The following is a 17,919-nucleotide window of genomic DNA, read 5'->3' as shown; positions in this document are numbered from 1 at the left end:
ACCTTCCAGCGGTGCCAGGGGTTTGTCCTACGCCGGAATAGCGGTTGACCTGTCCAACCCTGCACCGAAGAGTGGCCGACCGGGCCTTTCGGTACCACGGCACCGGATCACCGCCCCCTTCGCACGGCCAGAGCAGAGGAGCGACGACGTTGTCAGCACGCCCTTCGAAACGCCGCATCGCCATCATCGGGGCCGGCTTCACCGGCAGCGTCCTTGCCGCGCATCTGTTGCGCTCCGCCGATGAGCCGACCAGCCTGCACCTGATCGAACGCACGCCCAGCGTCGGCGCCGGGCTCGCCTACTCCACCCCCAACGCCGCGCATCTGCTGAACGTGCGCGCCTACAACATGAGCGCCTATCCGGACGATCCGCGGCATTTCCTGCGCTGGCTGTGGGCCCAGGACGGCGAGGCACACGACAGCGGCAATGGCGCGGTTCCGCCCAGCGGCCACGCCTTCGTTTCCCGTGCCCGCTACGGCGCCTACATCCAGGACGTCCTGCGCGAAGCCGTGGCGGCCGCCCCGCCCCACGTCTCGCTCACCGTGTCGCAGGCGGAGGCGGTGGACGTCGCGTCGGACGCCCGGGGCACCCGGCTGCGGCTGGGCAACGGCACCAGCCTGTCGGTGGACACGGCGGTCCTCTGCGTCGGCAACTTCCCCCCCTCGCCGCCGCCGGTCCGGGCGCCGGAGGTCTATGCCTCCAGCCGCTACGTGGGCTCGCCCTGGGACTGGCCGGCGCTGGCCACGATCGCCCCCGACGCACCCGTGCTGATCCTCGGCACCGGGCTGACCATGGTGGACACCGTCCTGTCGCTGGAGGACCAGGGGCACCGCGGCCCGATCCTCGCTTTGTCGCGCCGCGGCCTGCTGCCCCAGACGCACGAGGAGACGCGGCCCTTCAAGAGCTTCATCCACCCGCAGGTGATGCCGCGCACCGTCCTGGACGTGATGATTGCCCTGAAAGCCGACATCCGCCGCGCGCGGGAGACGGGATTCGACTGGCGGTCGGCCTTCGACGCGCTGCGCCCCTACCACCACCTGATCTGGAGCCATCTGCCGATCGAGGAGCGGCGACGCTTCCTGCGCCATGTCCGTCCCTATTGGGAGGTCCATCGCCACCGCATCGCGCCGGAGGTGGCCGCCCGCATCGCCGCGCTCTGCGCGAACGGCCGGCTGGCCATCCGCGCCGGCCGCCTGCAGACATTGGCTCTGGTGCCGAACGGGGTGGAGGCGACCGTGCGCGCCCGCGGGGCGGAGGGCACCGTCTGGACCCGGACGGTGGGAGCCATCGTCAACGCCACCGGCACCGAGTGCGATTTCGGCCGGATCGGCCATCCGCTGGTCAAGGCGCTGCTGACGCGCGGTCTGGCGCGGCCCGACCCGCTGCGGCTGGGGCTGGACGTCACGGCGGACGGCGCCCTGATCGGCGAGGACGGGCGGGCGTCGGACCGGCTGTTCGCGCTCGGCCCGGTCAGCCGGCCGCCCTTCTGGGAGATGACCGCGGTGCCCGAACTGCGCAGCCAATGCGCCCGGGCCGCAGGACACATCGCCCGGCTGCGGCGATCCGCCTATCCACTGGCGGAGCCGGCGTTTCTCGGCGCGCGGGCGGTGCCCTGACCGGATGGGAGCCGCCCGCTCACCAGGGGGTGCCGTCGCGGTGCGTGAAGAGGTCCGTCGCGCTGTCGTAGCGCAGATCCTCGTCCGGGTAATGCGCCTCGTCCCCCGCGCTGCGGTCGCCGACCTCCAGATAGGTGGCCGGCTCGTCGGAGCGGTTGACGAGCTGGTGTCCGTCGGGCTTGCCGGCCGGGAAGCCGGCGCACATGCCGGGACGCAGAACCGTCTCGCCGGCGTCGGTGACCAGGGTCAGCTCGCCGTCCAGCACATAGACGAACTCGTCCTGGCGGGTGTGCCAGTGCCGCAGGGCCGAAGCGGCGCCCGGCTCCAGCCGGGTCAGGTTCACGCCGAAGTTGGTGATCCCCAGCGGGTTGCCCAGCCGCTTGCGCAGGCGGCCGGCGACCGCCGCGCGGAACGGCTCCGGGTAGCCGGTGGCGCCGAGCTTCGCCCCGACGGCGGCGGGGTCGAGGACAGGTGCAGCGGGTGGGACGACGGGCGGGACAGTGGCGGGGGGCTTGTCTGACAAAGGTGGGTCTCCCTTCACCGGGGACCGATACCGATCTCTGGATTCGGTCCGGGATCGTCACTGTAGGCCATCGGGCACGGACCGACCATCCGGCCTGTTGAGCCACCGGCCAGGCACCTCATCGGGGCAAGGCCCAACGAAAGGGGGAAAGGCGCATGGAGACGACGCTCTACATTCCACCGCTCGGTCTTGCGGGGCAATTCGGGGCACCGGCCGGTTTCGCGGCGGTGGTGATCTTCGCCCACGGCACATCCAGCGGGCGGACGAGCCCGCGCAACGTCCGCGTCGCCGCCCGCCTGCGCGAGGCCGGATTCGCCACGCTGCTGATGGACCTGCTGACCGAGGGGGAAAAGGCCGACCCGGCCAACCAGTTCGACGTCCACCGCCAATCCGAACGGCTGCTGCTGGCCGTCCGCCACCTGCGCGCCGCCACCGCGGTCGAGCGCAAGCCCATCGGCTTCTTCGGTGCCGGGTCGGGGGCGGCGTCGGCGCTGATCGCGGCGGGGCGCGCCGCGGAGCATGACGGGATCGGCGCCGTGGTCTGCCGCGGCGGGCGTCCCGATCTGGCGGAGGAATGGCTGAACGCCGTCGCCGCCCCCACCCTGCTGGTGGTCGGCGGCAAGGACGCCCCGGCGCTGGACCTCAACAACGACGCCTTCGCCCGGCTGCACTGCACCAAGGCGCTGGAGGTGGTGCCGGGGGCCGGTCGCCTGTTCGAGGAGACCGGCAAGCTGGATCAAGTGGCCGATTCTGCGCGCTCCTGGTTCACCACCCATCTCCTCAAGGCTGCCAACGGCTGAGCGTGGGTCGACAGCGGAACCGGGAGAGGCTACCTCTGGTTTTCTCCCGCACCGCAGCATCCGGACCGGACCGCCCATGCCCAAGCTTGAAATCCTCAGCCGCCGCCCTGCCGGACCGGCCAAGCCCGTGCCCCTGCTGTTCGTCCATGGCGCCTTCTGCGCCGGCTGGATCTGGGACGAGCATTTCCTGCCCTGGTTCGCCGAGCAGGGGTGGGAGGCCCACGCCGTGTCCCTGCGCGGCCATGGCGCCAGCGCGGGGCGGGAGCGGCTGAACAGCTTCGGCATCGCCGACTATGTGGATGATGTTCTGAGCGCGGTGGAGTCCTGTTCGACGCCGCCGGTGCTGATCGGCCATTCCATGGGCGGCATGGTGGTCCAGCGGGCCCTGGCCCGCCGGCGCTTCCCGGGGGCGGTCCTGATGGCCTCCGCCCCGCCGCACGGCCTTCTGGAATCCTCGTTGCGGCTGGCCTGGAGCGATCCCTACGTGTTCCAGCAGATGGGCAGGCTGATGACCTTCGCCAACGGCATCGAGGCGGAGGCGGTGCGCCGCGCCATGTTCTCCGACCGGGTGCCGCTGGAGCTGGCCAAGCGCTACGAGCCGCTGATGCAGGAGGAATCGCAGCGCGTGCTTCTCGACATCGGCGGCTGGATTCCCTTCCCGCTGCTGCCGGCCCGCGGCGCCCGCGTGGCCGTTCTGGGCGCGGAGGAGGACCGGCTGATCCCCAAGGACCAGGTCGAGGCCACCGCCCGCGCCTTCCGGACGGAGCCGGTGTTCTTCCCGGAGATGGGGCACAGCATGATGCTCGAACCCGGCTGGGAAGCGGTCGCCCGCCACGTCGCGGGCTGGGTGGAGACGACCGTCCTGGGAAAGCCGGCGCAGGAGAAGACGGCTCCGAAGCCGGCAACTCCAAAGACGGCGGCTCCGGATTCGGGCATCCGCGCCGCCGCCGACTGAAAACCCGGCGCCCCCCGGTCACTGGGTGCGCAGGGTACCCAGGAAGCCGCCGATCTCGCCGTTCAGGGACTCCGACTGCTGGGCCAGTTGCCGGGACGCCTCCAGCACGGCGTAGGCCATCCTCCCGCACTGCCCGGCGGCGGCCGTCACGCCCGAGATGTCCCGCGCCACGTCGCGCGTGACCTCGGCGGCCTGCTGCACGTTGCGGCTGATGGCCTGGGTCGCCGCCCCCTGCTCCTCCACCGCCGACGCGATGATCGTGGCGATCCCGTTCACCTGTTCGATCACCCGCGCCACCCCGCCGATCTCCTCCACCGCCTCGCCGGTGGCGGACTGGACGCCGGCGACCTGGGCAGCGATCTCCTCGGTCGCCTTGGCGGTCTGGCTGGCGAGGCTCTTCACCTCGCCGGCGACCACCGCGAAGCCCTTGCCGGCCTCGCCGGCCCGTGCCGCCTCGATGGTCGCGTTGAGCGCCAGCAGGTTGGTTTGCGCCGCGATGTCGTTGATCAGGCTGACCACGGTGCCGATCCGCCCGACCGCCTCGGCCAGCCCGGTCACCTTGCCGGTGGCGCGCTCCGACGCGCTGACGGCCTCGCGCGCGATCCGCGAGGCGTCGGCGACCCGCCGGCTGATCTCCCCCACCGAGCCCGACAGCTGTTCCGTCGCCACCGCGACCGTCTGCACGTTGGCCGAGGTCTGCTCCGTCGCCGACGCCACGGCGCCGGCCAGCCGGTCGGTCTGCCCGGCGGCGCGGGTCATCTCTTGGGCCTCGCGCTCCATCGCCTCGGTTTCGTGCGACACCGACTTCATCACCTCGCCGACGCTCCGCTCGAAGCGCTCGGCAAGGCTGGCGAGAGTGCGGCGCTTGTCCTCCTCGGAGCGGTGCAGCGCGGCGGCCTGATCGGCCTCCAGGCGCTTCTTCTCCGCGGCGTTGCCCAGGAAAACGCGGGCGGCGCCCGCCATGGCGCCGATCTCGTCGCGGCGGTTCGCCTCGGGAAAGGCGACCGAAAGATCGCCGTCCGCCAGGGCGTGCATACGGACGCTGAGGCTGCGGATCGTGGCGCTGAGCCGCACCCCGACCAGCGCGATCAGGCCGACCGCCGGCACGGCCAGAAGACCGGCCACCGCCAGAACGGTCCACAGCGTGCTCAGGAAGGCGCTGCGGATGTCGTCGATGAAGACGCCCGTCCCGATGTAGATGCCCCAGGGCTGGAAGGTCTTGATGTAGGACAGCTTCGCCGCCGTCTCGTCGCTGTTCGGGGCGACGTTCCAGAAATATCCGTAGGTGCCCTCGCCCGAGGCCTTGGCGATGCGCGCCATGTCCATCAGGATCGGCGCCCCCTTGGTGTCCTTCACGCCGGAGACGTCCTGCCCCATCAGCTTCGGGCTGGGATGGGCGAAGCCGAAGCCGTCCAGCGTGATCGCGAACAGATACTCCTGCCCGCCGTAGCGCATGGCGAGGAGCGACCGCTTGAAGCGGGTCTGCGCCTCTTCCCGGGTGATCTGCCCGGCGGCGGCCTCCGCCTCGTAGGCGGCGGCCATGCTGTGCGCCGCCTCCACCATGAAGCGCAGGGACTGGACGCGGTCCGCGTGCATGCGCTGGTAATTCAGCCAGAGGCCGGCGCCGACGATGGCCGCCGAAGCGACGCTCGCCAGCGCCACCAACCCCCACAGCTTCGAGCGGATGGACACATTATCGAACATGACAACCCTTCCGACAAATCCGCGCCAACGGGCGGTGGCGCGCGGGCCGTTCCTTTGCCGGAATGCTATCGAAGCAATCGTGACTCATTTGTTAATAGTTTTACTCAATTCTCCTCAAAGAAATTCAAACAACTTCAGAACAACCATCGAGATTGTTTTGACGCTCGCGCCTGGAAATTGATAACCCACAGGAGACATAAAAGAATGCCGCAACCAGCTTTGGTTGCTCCGCTCACGCGCCGGGGGCCGATTTTTGGGTCAGGACGAGAAAGACCTTTTCCTCGAGCTGCTCCGGGGTGAAGGGCTTGGCGATGTAGGCGCTGACGTTGTGGGCCAGAGCCCGCTCCACCGCCTTCAGCGTGGCGAGCGCCGTCACCATCAGGAAGGGCAGGTCGCGCCGCACCTCGCGCACCCGGCGCAGCACGTCGAGGCCGCTGGCCTTGGGCATCATCCAGTCGCAGACGATCAGGTCATACGCCCCGTCCCCGGCCAGCCGGAGCAGCGCCTCCTGCCCGTCCGCCGCCGTGTCGATGTGGCCGATGCCGAGGTCGCGCAGCACCGACTCGACGAAATGCCGTGGCCCGTCCTCGTCGTCGACGACCAGCACGCGGATGGCGCCGAGGTCGATGAAGGGCACGCCGATCACCCCCAGGGCCCCGCGCATCCAGGAGGCGCGGGCCGAACGCTCCTTGCCGCCCGTGGCGCCCAACAGGAAGGAGCGCACGAAGCGCGGCCGGTGCACCTGCCGGTACAGCGCCTTGGCAACCGCCGCCCGGCTCTTGCCGCGGCAGAAAGCGCCGTCGCCGGCCATCCGCACCATCTCCAGCACCGTGTCGGGGTTCGGCTCGTCCTTGCCCTGCAGGGGGCTCAGCAGGCGCTGGGTGCGGATGAAGGCGTTCTGGATCTCGTCGATCTGCCCGGCCATGTGCTCTCGGGCGTCCTCGGCGAAGGCGCTGTCGAGCACGAGCTTCTGCACCTCGGCCAGCCCCTTCAGCTTCTCGGTTTTCTCCTTCCAGCAGTCGAGCAGGCGCCCGGCGAAATCCCGCCCGTCGAAGAACTGCGTCAGATAGCCGTTCACCGCCCGCTCGGCGCTCGGCGACAGCGGCATCCTCTGCAGGACGAACAGGATGCGGAGCTTCTGCATCAGCGTCCGCCCCTTGGTGATCTCGGGCAGCGTGTCCTCGTTGACGAGCAGCGCGCTGCGCCGCTGGAGCGCCGCCTCCGTCCGGGCGCCGCCGAAATACCCCTCCCTCGTGCGCAGCCGCTGCGACACCTGGCTCAGCGCCATGATCTCGCGCTGCACCGCCTCCACCCCGAACAGGTCGCCAGCGCTGGTGATGGTGAAGCGGTCGGGCTTCGACAATTCGCGGCGCAGCGCGACGATCAGGCTGTCGCTCAGCACCGGCATGGCGGTGCGGCGGACCAGTGTCTCGAGACTCCGGAAGACCGGCGGCGCCTCTTCGGACAGCGGCTTGTCCCCGGCGATCAGCGTCACGATCATGTCCACCCGGTCCACGAACGGCGCGTCCAGGGAGCAGGAGGCGGTGCCGGTGTCGCTGCGCAGGATCTCGCCGAGCAGCCGGTCGAGCGGCGCCAGCGCGTCGGCGTCCTCCAGGCCGTCCGCCAGTTCCAGCAGGAGCCGCGCCTTCTCGGCGAAGCTGCGGCCCTGGTACAGATGCGTGGTCAGCGCCGCATCGACCATGAAGCGCCCGGTGAAGGCGTCGCGGGCGGCGATCAGCCGCTCCGCCGTGGCGGCGTAGGTGGCCGGAGTCAGGTCCGGCGGCTGGGCGTCCTTCAGCCGCTCGCGGGTCAGCCGGGCGACCTCGTTGACCAGGGCGGTCAGCGCGCCCTTGCGGTCCATGGCCCGTTCCGCCTGCTGCAGGATGGCGACGAAGGTCGGGATGTTGGACAGGCTCTGCTGGTGGCGGGGGGAGTGCAGAAGCTCGGTCGGCGTCAGCGCGTTCTCGTCGAAGTAGCGCTGGCAATGCCGGCCGATGCTGTCGCGGCCCTGCGGGGCGTAGAAGTCCTCCGGGGTCCGGCAGACGGCGGTGTCGCTCCCGCCATCCGTGTCCAGGTCACGACCGCTATCCCGGCCGTCCGCGATGCTCTGGTCCGATGCCATGCCCTAACCCCGTCTCATTCGGCCAGCAGCCCGCGCACCGCCTCGATCAGGCGGTCCGGGGCCACTGGCTTCATGACGATCCGGCGGCCGGGCTGTGCCGTCATGTCCGCCGCCGTTTCATGGGACGCGTAACCCGTCAGGAAGAGGATGCGCAGGTCGGGGTTGCGCTCCGCCAGGGCGCGGCTCAGCTCCAGCCCGTTCATCCGCGGCATGGACATGTCGGAAACCACGGCGTCGAACAGCCCGCCGCATTCGTCCCAGCGCTCCAGCGCGTCCAGCCCATCCGCCGCCTCGGTCACCGTGCAGCCGGCCTCCTCCAGCGCCAGCCGGACGTAGGTGCGGACGGCCTCCTCGTCGTCCACCAGCAGGATGGCGGCCCCCTCGTCCTCGCCCAGCCCCAGCCCGTCCGCCAGCGAGCCGGCCGGAGCGGGAGCGGGAACCGCGGGCAGATGGATGGAGAAGACGCTGCCGCGCCCGTCCGGCCCGGCCTCCATCTCCACGGCCCCGCCGGCCTGCTGGGCGGTGCCGTAGACCATCCACAGGCCGAGCCCGGTGCCCTTGCCCGGCTCCTTGGTGGTGAAGAAGGGTTCCCAGATGCGGTCGCGCACCGCCTCCGGCACGCCGCAACCCTCGTCGACGACCCGGATCACGGCGTAGCGCCCGTGCGCCAGCGCACCGTGCCGCCCGAAGAAGCCGGCGTCCGGCAGGGCGCTGTCCAGCGCGATGGTCAGCCGCCCGCCGTCCGGCATGGCGTCGCGCGCGTTGAGGGCGAGGTTCAGGATCGCCTGGTTCAGCATCACCGGGTTTGCGACGGCGTGGGCGTCCCCGTCGCCGATGCGGATGTCCAGGTCGATGCCGGCGCTCATCAGCGGCTTCAGGAAGACCTTCAGGTCGCGCACCAGCGGCGCCAGCGCCACCACCTCCGTCTCGTCGGACGGGCGACGGCGCGAGAAGTCGAGAAGCTGGGCGGTCAGCGCGGCGGCCCTATCGGAGGCTTTGGCGATCTCCCGCACGCAGGTGGTGACGCGCGCCGGGTCATCCGGCGCCCGTTCGGCCAGCCGGGCGAATCCGCCGATGGCGGTCAGCATGTTGTTGAACTCGTGGGCGATGCCGCCGGCCATGCGGCCCACCGCCTCCATCTTCTGCGATTTCTGCAGCTCCGCTTCGGCGCGGCGGCGCTCGGTCACGTCGTTCAGCACCAGGAGAACCGCCGCCTCCCGCTGATAGACCGCTGGGAAGGCGCCGATTTCCACATGGCGCTGCTCGCCCGACGGGCGGGCGATCGCGCATTCCACGCGCTGGTGGTCGCCCTCCGCTCCCATCCCGAGCCGCGTCGTCACGGTCTCCGCCTCGACGATGAAGCGGTTGAGGTCCACCCCCTCCAGCCCGCCGCTGCCGCCCACCCCCAGGATGGACGCCGCGGCGGCGTTGCCGAAGCGGATGGCCCGGCGGTCCCAGATGACGATACCGTAAGGCGCCAGCTCGACCAGTTGGCGATAGCGCTTCTCGCTCTCGCTGAGCGCGCTGACGGTGGCCTCCAGCCGCTCGGTCTGGCCGGCGAGCTGCTCCTCGCGCCGCTTCAACTCGGTGATGTCCATCAGGATCTTCACGATGCCGCCGGAGCCGGTGGCGTGCTCGCTGATGCGGTACCAGCGCCCGTCGGACAGGCGGCCGTCCACCGGATCGGTGTGCAGCAGGTGGCGCTTCATCCGCTCGGCGATCCAGTCGGCCATCTCGCGGTCGTCGCCCTCATAGCCACCGCGTTCGGCGGCGGCGCGCAGGATGTCCTTGAAGGCGGTGCCGGGCACCAGCACGTCGGCGAGGTTCGGGTAGGCGCTGCGGTAACGCTCGTTGCAGAAGATCAGGCGGTCGTCCGGGCTGAACAGCACGAAGCCCTCGGAGATGCTGGACAGCGCGTCGTGCACCACCGACTGCATGAAGCGCGCCTCGACCAGGGCCAGCGTCTCGGCGGTCGTCTCGATGCCGGTGCCGCGGTAGCCGGCGAACCGCCCGTCCGCGTCGGTGAAGGGCTGGGCGCTGATGCGGAAGACGCGGGTGTCGCCCGCCCCGTCGCGCAGCGTGACCTCCAGGTCGCGGAAGGCCCGCCCGGCCTCGATGTCGGCCAGATGGTCCAGCCAGGTGTCGGTGTCCTCGACCAGAGCGCCGAGGTCGAGCAGCGAATCGCCGAACACCGGCGCCGGGTCGCCGCCGAGAATCTCCGGCAGCCGTTCGGACACGTAGGTGTAGCGGTGGTCGGCGGCGCTTTCCCAAAACCAGTCGGACGCGGCCTCGGCGAAATCGCGGAAGCGCTGGCGGCTGCCGGCCAATTCCTCGTTGGCGGCGCGCAGCAGGCGGGCGGAGCGGTCCAGGGCGGCCGCCGCGGCGCGGGCGCGGCGCACCGACAGCACGGCCAGCGCCGCCATCGCCAGCGTCATCACGCCAAGCGGCAGCATCAGCCGGTCGCGCCCCTCCTCCGGCATCATCACGGCCAGCAGGCCGGCGGCGCCGAGCATGAGGAACAGCAGGTCGGTCAGCCCGGCCGGCCCGCGGCGCGGCGCGGCGTCCCCGGCCGGCCGGGCGGCACGGACGTCGCGGTCGGTGTCGGTGGGGGGCAGCGGGCCCCGGCCGGAAAGATCCACGGAGCCCCGCTCCATCGTCATGGGTGTACCATCGCGCAAGGCGCGACGCGCATAGACCCGTAATAGGTGGGGAGCCGTTAACAGCCGGTTTCGCTGTTCGCCTTCGTACGAACGGATTCTACCGTGAGCATACGATTTCCACCGCTCAGCGCCGGTTCACCAGAACCAGGATCTTCTCCTCGAGCTGTTCGGGAGAGAACGGCTTGGCGATGTAGGCGGTGACGTCGTGGGCCATCGCCTCCTCCACGGCGATGATGGTGGCGAGCGCGGTGACCATCAGGAAGGGCATGTCCGGACGCACGGCGCGGACCAGCTTCAGGAACTCCAGCCCGGACAGGCGCGGCATCTTCCAGTCGCAGACGATGAGGTCGAAGGCGCCCTGCCGCTCCTCGAAGCGGGTCAGCGCCTCGCGCCCGTCCTGGGCGATGGTCAGCTCGGTGATGCCGAGGTCGCGCAGGATCATCTCGACGTAGCCGCGCGCCGCCGGCTCGTCGTCGGCCAGCAGGACGCGCAGCGTGTTCATGGCGCGCATCGGCAGGCCGGCGTCGGCCAGCGTGGCGAAGAACTGGGCGAAGCGCTCCGCCCGCTGCTCCGTCGCATCCTTGCAGCGGGCGAGGTAGCCGCGCAGGAAGGCGGTGGAGCGGACATGGTGCCCGACCAGCTCGCGCGCCGCCGCCACGCATTTCCCCTCGGTGAAGGCGCCCTCGGCGAGCAGGCTGGCGAACTCCATGACCTCGTCGACGTTGGGCGGGCGGTCCTTGGCGATGCGGGCGAAGACCTTGTTGGTGCGCAGGAAGGTGTTCTGGATCTCGTCGAGCATGCGGACGTAGCGCTCGCGCAGGCCGTCCGGCAGGGTGGAGCGCGCCACGCGCCGTTGCAGGTCGGCCAGCGCCTTGATTCGGGCGCGCGGCGTGCGGGCCGTCTCGAACAGGCGCTGGGTGAAGTCGCGGGCCTCGAGATGGCGGCGCAGATGGGCGACGATCATGCGCCGGCTGCGCTCCCCCGACACTGCCCCCTCGAAGGCCAGCAGGTCGACGATGCGGGCGTAATGGCTCTTGGCGTGCAGCACCGCCTCCAGCCGCGCGCCGGACAGCAGCAGCGCCACCCGCCGATCGATCAGCCGGGTCGTGCGCTCGCCGCCGATTACCCCGCCCATCACCGCCAAGCGGGAGGACAGCAGGCTGATCGCCGACAGCTCATCCAGCACCGCCGCGACGCTGTTCGGCTCCGCCTTGGTGCCGGACAGCGGGGCGTCGCCGAGCAGGGCGTGGTGAACCCCGGCCTCCAGCCCCAGCCGGGCGGCGCGCGCCTGATGGCGGGCGACGAAGGCGGACAGGCGGTGCAGGACCGCCGGGGCGTCGGGGTGGGACGGCGCCTCGCCCCGCCAGACCATCGCCATGGCGTCGAGCACGCCGCGCAGCCCGTCCGCCCAGCCGAACAGCGCCTCGACCACCAGACCGTTGGCCAGCATCTCCCCGACGATCTGGTCGAGGATGGCGATGCCCTCGCCGGACAGGCCGTCCCCGTCGAGCGACAGGATTCGCACCAGCCGAAGCTCGTGGTTGCGCCCCTCCCCCAGCCAGGCGGACAGCCAGCAGTCAATGGTGTGGCGACCGGCGAAGCCCGGCGTCCGCGCCATGGTCTGGGCCACGGTGACGGCGAACTGCTTGGCGTCGATGGACAGGGCGGTGCCGCTGTGGGCGCGCCGGGCGGTGACGGCCAGCACCTCCTGCTCCAGCCGCTTCAGCTCCTCCAGCCGCATGGCGGGGGAGCGGCGTCCGGGGCGCGCCTGCCGCTGGGCCACCCGCTCCAGCACCTGGGCGCGCCGCGGCCAGTCGAGGAAGGAACGCTGCGGCTCGACCTTGTGCAGGAACTCGGTGGGCGTGATGCCGCGCGCCTCCAGGAACTCCGCCAGCTCCTCCGCGATCAGGAATCGCGCGGCGGGGGCGAAGATCTCCTCGACGCGGACGCAGACGGCGGCCTCCGGCGACTCCGTCGGCGCGTCGCCGCTCAGTTCGCCGAGAAGCGCGTCGACGTCGTAGACGCCGATGGGAATGCCGTCGGTCGAGAGGGTGGAGGACGGCGGAACGGCGCTCATCGATGCCCCGCCATCAGATCAGCAGCGCGTGGATCGTGTCGGCCAGCTCGTCCGGGTTGATCGGCTTGCGCAGGAAGACGGTGCGGCACCGGTCGATCAGAGGGTCCGCCAGCGGATCAGCCAGCAGGTCGTCCAGGCTTTCCGTCTCCGGCGGGTAGCCGGACATCAGGACGGTGGGCAGGTCCGGATTCTCCCGGCGCAGCGCGCGCGCCACAGACGCCCCGCCGAGCTGCGGCATCACGAGGTCGGTCACCAGCAGGTCGAAGGCCCCGCCATGGTCGGCGTAGGCGCGGAGAGCCTCGGTGCCGTCGGCGGCGCAGACCACCCGCATGCCCATGTCCTCCAGCGTCAAGCGGATGAAGTCGCGCACCTGCGTCTCGTCCTCGACGAGCAGGACGGTGGCGGCCATCGACAGCCCCTCCATCTCGTCGTCCGCCGCGTCGAGGAGGAACGCGTCGTCCAGGCCAGGGGCGTCCGCGTCCTGCGGTTCTGCGACGTCCTCCGTCGGCAAGCGGAGCGTGAAGACGGTGCCGCGCCCCAGCTCCGTGTCCACCTCGACGTCGCCGCCGGCCCGCGCGACCGTGGAATAGACGAGCGCCAGCCCCAGCCCGGTCCCGGCCCCCGGTTCCTTGGTGGTGAAGAAGGGTTCGAAGATGCGGTCGATCACCGCCGGGTCGATGCCACAACCGGTGTCGGCAACGGTGATGGTGACTCCGAGATCGTCCGTCCGCTCCACCACGATGGTGATCGGCCCACCCTCCGGCATGGCGTCGCGGGCGTTGAGCACGAGGTTGAGCAGCGATTGGTGCAGCAGAGCCGGATCGATGGTCACCAGCGTCCCACCGCCCGCGCCGCCGACCCGCAACGGGTGGCGCTCGCCGAGTGTCGGGCCGAGGAAGCGGCGCAAGTCGTCGATCACCGCACCGACGCGCACGGGACGCGCAGCGTCGGTCTGGCCGGGCCGCCCGAAGCTGAGAAGCTGGGCGGTCAAGCCGGAGGCCCGGTCGGTCGCCTTGACGATCTCGGTCAGGCACTGCTCGACCCGCGGGCGGTCCTGCGGGGCGCGGCGGGCCATCTGGGCGAATCCGCCAATGGCCGTCAGCATGTTGTTGAACTCGTGGGCGATGCCTCCGGCCAGCTGGCCGATGGCCTGCATCTTCTGCGCCTGCTGGATGGCGCGTTCCGCCTGCTTGCGCCCGGTGATGTCGATGAGGACGAGGAACCACGCCGCCTCTCCCTCGACCGCGAAGGGGTGGATGCCGACCTCCAGCTCGCGCAAGGCCCCCTGCGCGGTGACGAAGCGGGCCTCGACCGGCGGCGGGGCTTCCAGACCGCTGCCGGGCGGGGGCAGCCAGTCGAACAGGCGCTGCACCCCGTCGAACTCCGTCGCCTCGACCAGCGGGATGCGCAGCATGGCGTCGGGATCGCCGCTGCCCAGGATCAGCGCGGCGGAGCGGTTGGTGAAGCGCAGCCGCAGCCCGTCCCAGATCAGGATGCCGTAGGGCGCCATTTCGACCAGCCGGCGGTAGCGCGCCTCGCTGTCGGCCAGCGCCTCCTCGTGGCGCTTCAGCGCGGTGATGTCGGTGAGGATCTTGACCACGCCGCCGAATCGCGTGGCGTGCTCGCTGATGCGGTACCAGCGCCCGTCACCGAGCTGGTGGTCGCTCGGCGGCCCGCTGCGGGTGTGGCGGTTCAGCCGCTCGGCGATCCAGTCGGACGGGTCGCCGAGATCGTCGCCGGCCGCCCCCCGCTCCACCGCGACCCGCAGCAGGTCGGCGAAGCGGACGCCGGGAACCAGATGGTCGGACAGCAGCGGGTAGGCGGCGCGGTAGCGGTCGTTGCACAGCACCAGCCGCCCGTCGGCGCCGAACAGCACGAAGCCTTCGGACACGCAACCGATGGCGTCGGACAGCAGCGCACGGAAATGGGCCTCGCCCTCGCCCGGATGATGGCTCGCCGGGCTCTCCACGACGGCGTCGAGCCGGTCGCGCAGCGCCCGCAACGGCTCCCGCAGATGCGTCAGCGAACCGGGCGGCACGGCGGAGAGCCGCGCGCCCAGGGTGTCGAGGAGTTCCGCAAGCTCTTGGTCGGGCCGGTCCATAGCCCGGCATTCAACCATTCCCCCCGGTCCCCCCGCCAGTTGATTCCGCGCTCAGCCCTGCTTCGGGAAATGGTGGTGTCCGTGGTCGCAGACGCCGCGCGAATGCTTGTCGTCGCAGCTTTCGCCGGACGCGGTCAGGCCGATCCAGGCGTGCAGCGTGTTGGGGTCGAATCCGGCCTTGCGCTCCGCCCCGACCTGGAGAAGCGGGCGGCGGATCAGGTCGCGGTCGGCCAGCAGGGCGGCCAGCGCCGACTCCTCGTCGAGCTCGTCGGGCTTCATGGCGCCGGTCTTCACGGCGGCGGCGCGGCGGTTGAACCAGTCCTCGACCGGACGGTCCTCGAAGAAGGGGCGCAGGGTTTCGGCGGTGAGGGGCTCGGCGGCCAGATCGCGCTCCACCAGCGTGTGGCCGGCGGCCTGGAGTTGAAGCTTCTGCTTGGCGTTCGCCGTGCAGCCGGACAGACCGTAAAAGATCACTTCCGTCATGGGGTTGGTGCTCCGCATCGAAACAGGACGAATTAAGTCCAGTCTAGCGGCGCGGGGACCGGGGGTGCCGGTGACGGAATGTCGCACCCCCGGATTGTCGAGCGGCTTGGCTGTTCGCCAATCACTTGATGCGCTTCAGTGAGTCCTCGACGTAGGCGTTCGTGTAGGTCTTGGACAGGTCGATGTCCGTTGCCGCCACCGCCTTGTCGAAGGCCTTCAGCACCTTGTAGGCGGCCTCCGCCCCCTCCTGGGAGAAGCGGCCGTCGGGCGAGTAGGTCGGCTTCGAATGCTCGAAGGCTTGGGCGTAGAGCGTCTGGTTGCCGAGGAAGTATTCCGGCGGCAGAACCTTCAGGACGTCCTCGGTCTTCGCCTGATCCAGCCACTTCAGCGTCCGCACGAAGACGTCGACCAGCGCCTGGGTGGTCTTCGGGTTCTCCTTGATGAAGGCCGGCGTGGTGTAGAGCACCGCCGCCGGGTACGGCCCGCCGTAGGTGTCCAGCGTGCCCTTCTCCGTCCGGGTGTCGGCGATGGTGGTGACGTCGCCGTCAGCTTCGAGCTGGCTGATCACCGGGTCGAGGTTGGCGATGGCGTCGATCTCGCCGCGTTTCACCGCGGCCACCGCGCTGGGGCCGCCGCCGACGCCGATGAAGGACACATCCTCCGGCGTCATGCCGTGCTGGGTCAGCAGGTAGTTGACCATGAAGTTGGTCGAGGAGCCGGGGGCGGTCACGCCGATCTTCTTGCCCTTCAGCTCCTTGATCGACTTGATCGTGCCGGCCTTGTTGACCGCGGCCAGAACGATGCCCGGATAACGGCCCAGCAGGGCGACGGCGGTGATCGGCTGGCCCTTGGCCTGCATTTGCACCGTGTGGTCGAAGGCGCCCGTCACGATGTCCGCCGAGCCGCCGACCAGCGCCTGGAGGCTCTTGGCGCCGCCGCCGAAGTCGTTGATCTCGACGTTCAGCCCGGCCTCCTTGAAGTAGCCGAGCCGCTCCGCCACCGTCAGCGGCAGGTAATAGAGCAGCGGCTTGCCGCCGACCGCCAGCTTCAGGTCCTTCTTCTCGACCTGCTGGGCGTTCGCCCCGCCGATGCCGAAGGCCAGGACCACCGCCGCGGCGGCGATCACGCTTTTCATACGCATGGCTTCCCTCCCAAGTTTCTTTCTATATGGCGCAGTCATCCCTGCGCGTTGGTCGTCTGCGCCTCCTGCGGGCGCCAGTGCAGAAGGCGTTTCTCGATGATGGTCACCACGGCGTCGATCACCACGACGAAGATCGTCAGCACCAGCATGCCGGAGAAGACGCCGACCGTGTCGAACACCCCCTCCGCCTGATGGATGCGGTAGCCGAGGCCGGCGGCGGAGCCGAGATACTCGCCCACCACCGCGCCGACCATGGCGAAGCCGACCGCGGTGTGCAGGCTGGAAAAGACCCAGGACAGGGCGGACGGCAGATAGACGTGCCGGAACAGGTGCCGGTTGCTCGCCCCCAGCATTTTCGCGTTGGCGAGCACGACCGGGCTGACCTCCTTCACGCCCTGGTAGACGTTGAAGAAGACGATGAAGAAGACCAGCGTCACCCCAAGCGCCACCTTCGACCAGATGCCGAGGCCGAGCCACAGCGCGAAGATCGGCGCCAGCACCACGCGGGGCAGCGCGTTGACCGCCTTGATGTAGGGGTCGAAGACGATGGAAACCAAGGGCGCGCGGGCGAACCAGAATCCGAAGGCGATGCCCGCCACCGTGCCGATGACGAAGGCCAGCGCGGTCTCCAGAAGCGTGATGCCCAGGTGGTACCAGATCACCCCGGACGCGAAGTCGCTCCAGGTGCGCTCCAGCACCGCCAGCGGCGTGCCGAAGAAGAAGGGGCTCAGGATCTTCGTCGCGGTCAGGACGTGCCAGATCAGGAAGAATCCGATCAGCACGGCGACCTGCAGCAGCAGGATCACCGGACGGCTCGGCAGGCGTTTCACACGGGCCACGGCCATGGGGTCCTCACGTCGGCTTGGACGTCATTTCAGTTTGGTTTGGGCGTAGCCCTTCAGCACTTCCTCGCGCAGCTGCCCCCAGATCTCCCGGTGCAGGTCGAGGAAGCGCGGCGTCATGCGGATCTCCGCCACGTCGCGCGGGCGCTCCAGATCCACCCGGTACTCGCCGATCAGCCGGGCGCCGGGGCCGGCGGACAGCACCAGAACCCGGTCGGACATGGAGATGGCCTCCTCCAGGTCGTGGGTGATGAAGACGACCGACTTGCGGTCCGCCGACCACAGGTCGAGCAGCTCGTTCTCCATCAGCTGCCGCGTCTGGATGTCGAGCGCCGAGAAGGGCTCGTCCATCAGCACGATCTTGGGATCGACGATCAGCGTCTGGGCCAGCGCCACCCGCTTGCGCATGCCGCCGGAAAGCTGGTGGGGGTAGCGGTCGCCGAAGCGGTCCAGCCCGACGCGGGCCAGCCAGGGGCGCGCCCGCTCCTCCGCCTCGCGCCGCGGCACGCCGCGGAACTCCAGCCCGGCGGCGACATTCTCCAGCGCTGACTTCCAGGGCATCAGCGCGTCCGCCTGGAACATGTAGCCGGCGTGCGGATTGATGCCGTCGACCGGCTCCCCGAAGGTCAGGGCGCGTCCGGCGCTGGGGGCGAGAAGCCCCGCCGCGACGTTCAGGATGGTGGATTTGCCGCTGCCGGTCGGCCCGACGATGGACACGAACTCCCCCGCGGCGACCGACAGGGTCACGCCCTGGACCGCCGTGTAGGTCTGCCCGCGTCCGTCGGGCGATGGAAAGGTGCAGGTCACGCCGTCCAGGCGGAGCGCGGCCTTGTCCGCCCCCTCCGTCCGCAGGGCGGCCGCCACGGCGGCGCTGTCTGACATCAATGCGTTCCGT

13 protein-coding genes are annotated in these 17,919 nt (G+C 70.4%); 3 read left to right on the top strand and 10 right to left on the bottom strand.

Annotated elements, in window-relative coordinates; all coding sequences use genetic code 11:
- Positions 1-149: 149 nt before the first annotated feature.
- Positions 150-1,616, top strand: a complete 1,467-nt coding sequence (locus ACWPN5_RS06755) for an FAD/NAD(P)-binding protein (RefSeq protein ID WP_492294954.1) — start codon at positions 150-152, stop codon at positions 1,614-1,616.
- Positions 1,617-1,635: 19 nt separating this feature from the next.
- Here ACWPN5_RS06755 and ACWPN5_RS06750 read toward each other — a convergent pair whose 3' ends face one another.
- Positions 1,636-2,139, bottom strand: coding sequence for a cupin domain-containing protein (locus tag ACWPN5_RS06750; RefSeq protein ID WP_492294952.1), 504 nt, complete (start codon positions 2,137-2,139; stop codon positions 1,636-1,638).
- A 155-nt stretch (positions 2,140-2,294) separates the two neighbouring features.
- Here ACWPN5_RS06750 and ACWPN5_RS06745 point away from each other — a divergent pair, with 155 nt between their 5' ends.
- Complete coding sequence (locus ACWPN5_RS06745) at positions 2,295-2,939, top strand: dienelactone hydrolase family protein (protein WP_145685586.1); 645 nt, start codon at positions 2,295-2,297, stop codon at positions 2,937-2,939.
- 76 nt (positions 2,940-3,015) lie between these two features.
- Positions 3,016-3,894 carry an alpha/beta hydrolase gene (locus tag ACWPN5_RS06740; protein WP_145685573.1) on the top strand — a complete coding sequence of 293 codons (879 nt, stop codon included), beginning with the start codon at positions 3,016-3,018 and terminating at the stop codon, positions 3,892-3,894.
- A gap of 18 nt (positions 3,895-3,912) precedes the next feature.
- Here the strand turns inward: ACWPN5_RS06740 and ACWPN5_RS06735 are convergent, their stop codons facing one another.
- From ACWPN5_RS06735 to ACWPN5_RS06695, 9 genes are all read right to left on the bottom strand, one after another.
- A complete protein-coding gene (locus ACWPN5_RS06735) occupies positions 3,913-5,598 on the bottom strand; it encodes a methyl-accepting chemotaxis protein (RefSeq protein WP_492294950.1) in 1,686 nt (561 codons plus the stop codon).
- Positions 5,599-5,830: 232 nt separating this feature from the next.
- Positions 5,831-7,720 carry a response regulator gene (locus ACWPN5_RS06730; protein WP_492294948.1) on the bottom strand — a complete coding sequence of 630 codons (1,890 nt, stop codon included), beginning with the start codon at positions 7,718-7,720 and terminating at the stop codon, positions 5,831-5,833.
- Positions 7,721-7,734: 14 nt separating this feature from the next.
- Positions 7,735-10,359: a hybrid sensor histidine kinase/response regulator gene (locus ACWPN5_RS06725; RefSeq protein ID WP_492294946.1), complete on the bottom strand. Its 2,625-nt coding sequence runs from the start codon at positions 10,357-10,359 to the stop codon at positions 7,735-7,737.
- A gap of 145 nt (positions 10,360-10,504) precedes the next feature.
- Positions 10,505-12,457 (bottom strand): response regulator, encoded by a 1,953-nt coding sequence (locus ACWPN5_RS06720; RefSeq protein ID WP_492294944.1) that lies wholly within the window; start codon positions 12,455-12,457, stop codon positions 10,505-10,507.
- 13 nt (positions 12,458-12,470) lie between these two features.
- Positions 12,471-14,576: a hybrid sensor histidine kinase/response regulator gene (locus ACWPN5_RS06715; RefSeq protein WP_145685496.1), complete on the bottom strand. Its 2,106-nt coding sequence runs from the start codon at positions 14,574-14,576 to the stop codon at positions 12,471-12,473.
- A 33-nt stretch (positions 14,577-14,609) separates the two neighbouring features.
- The gene (locus tag ACWPN5_RS06710; RefSeq protein WP_145685483.1) at positions 14,610-15,041 is read right to left on the bottom strand and encodes an ArsC/Spx/MgsR family protein; all 432 of its coding nucleotides are present in this window, start codon (positions 15,039-15,041) and stop codon (positions 14,610-14,612) included.
- A 121-nt stretch (positions 15,042-15,162) separates the two neighbouring features.
- Positions 15,163-16,182, bottom strand: coding sequence for an ABC transporter substrate-binding protein (locus ACWPN5_RS06705; RefSeq protein WP_038528212.1), 1,020 nt, complete (start codon positions 16,180-16,182; stop codon positions 15,163-15,165).
- 35 nt (positions 16,183-16,217) lie between these two features.
- Positions 16,218-17,027 (bottom strand): ABC transporter permease, encoded by an 810-nt coding sequence (locus ACWPN5_RS06700; protein WP_145685457.1) that lies wholly within the window; start codon positions 17,025-17,027, stop codon positions 16,218-16,220.
- A gap of 24 nt (positions 17,028-17,051) precedes the next feature.
- Positions 17,052-17,906: an ABC transporter ATP-binding protein gene (locus tag ACWPN5_RS06695; RefSeq protein WP_014240224.1), complete on the bottom strand. Its 855-nt coding sequence runs from the start codon at positions 17,904-17,906 to the stop codon at positions 17,052-17,054.
- Positions 17,907-17,919: the final 13 nt, after the last annotated feature.

Source organism: Azospirillum sp. UENF 211521 (genome assembly GCF_058780535.1).
The sequence above is the reverse complement of the archived record's forward strand: the minus strand, read 5'-3'. Positions and strand labels throughout refer to the sequence as shown.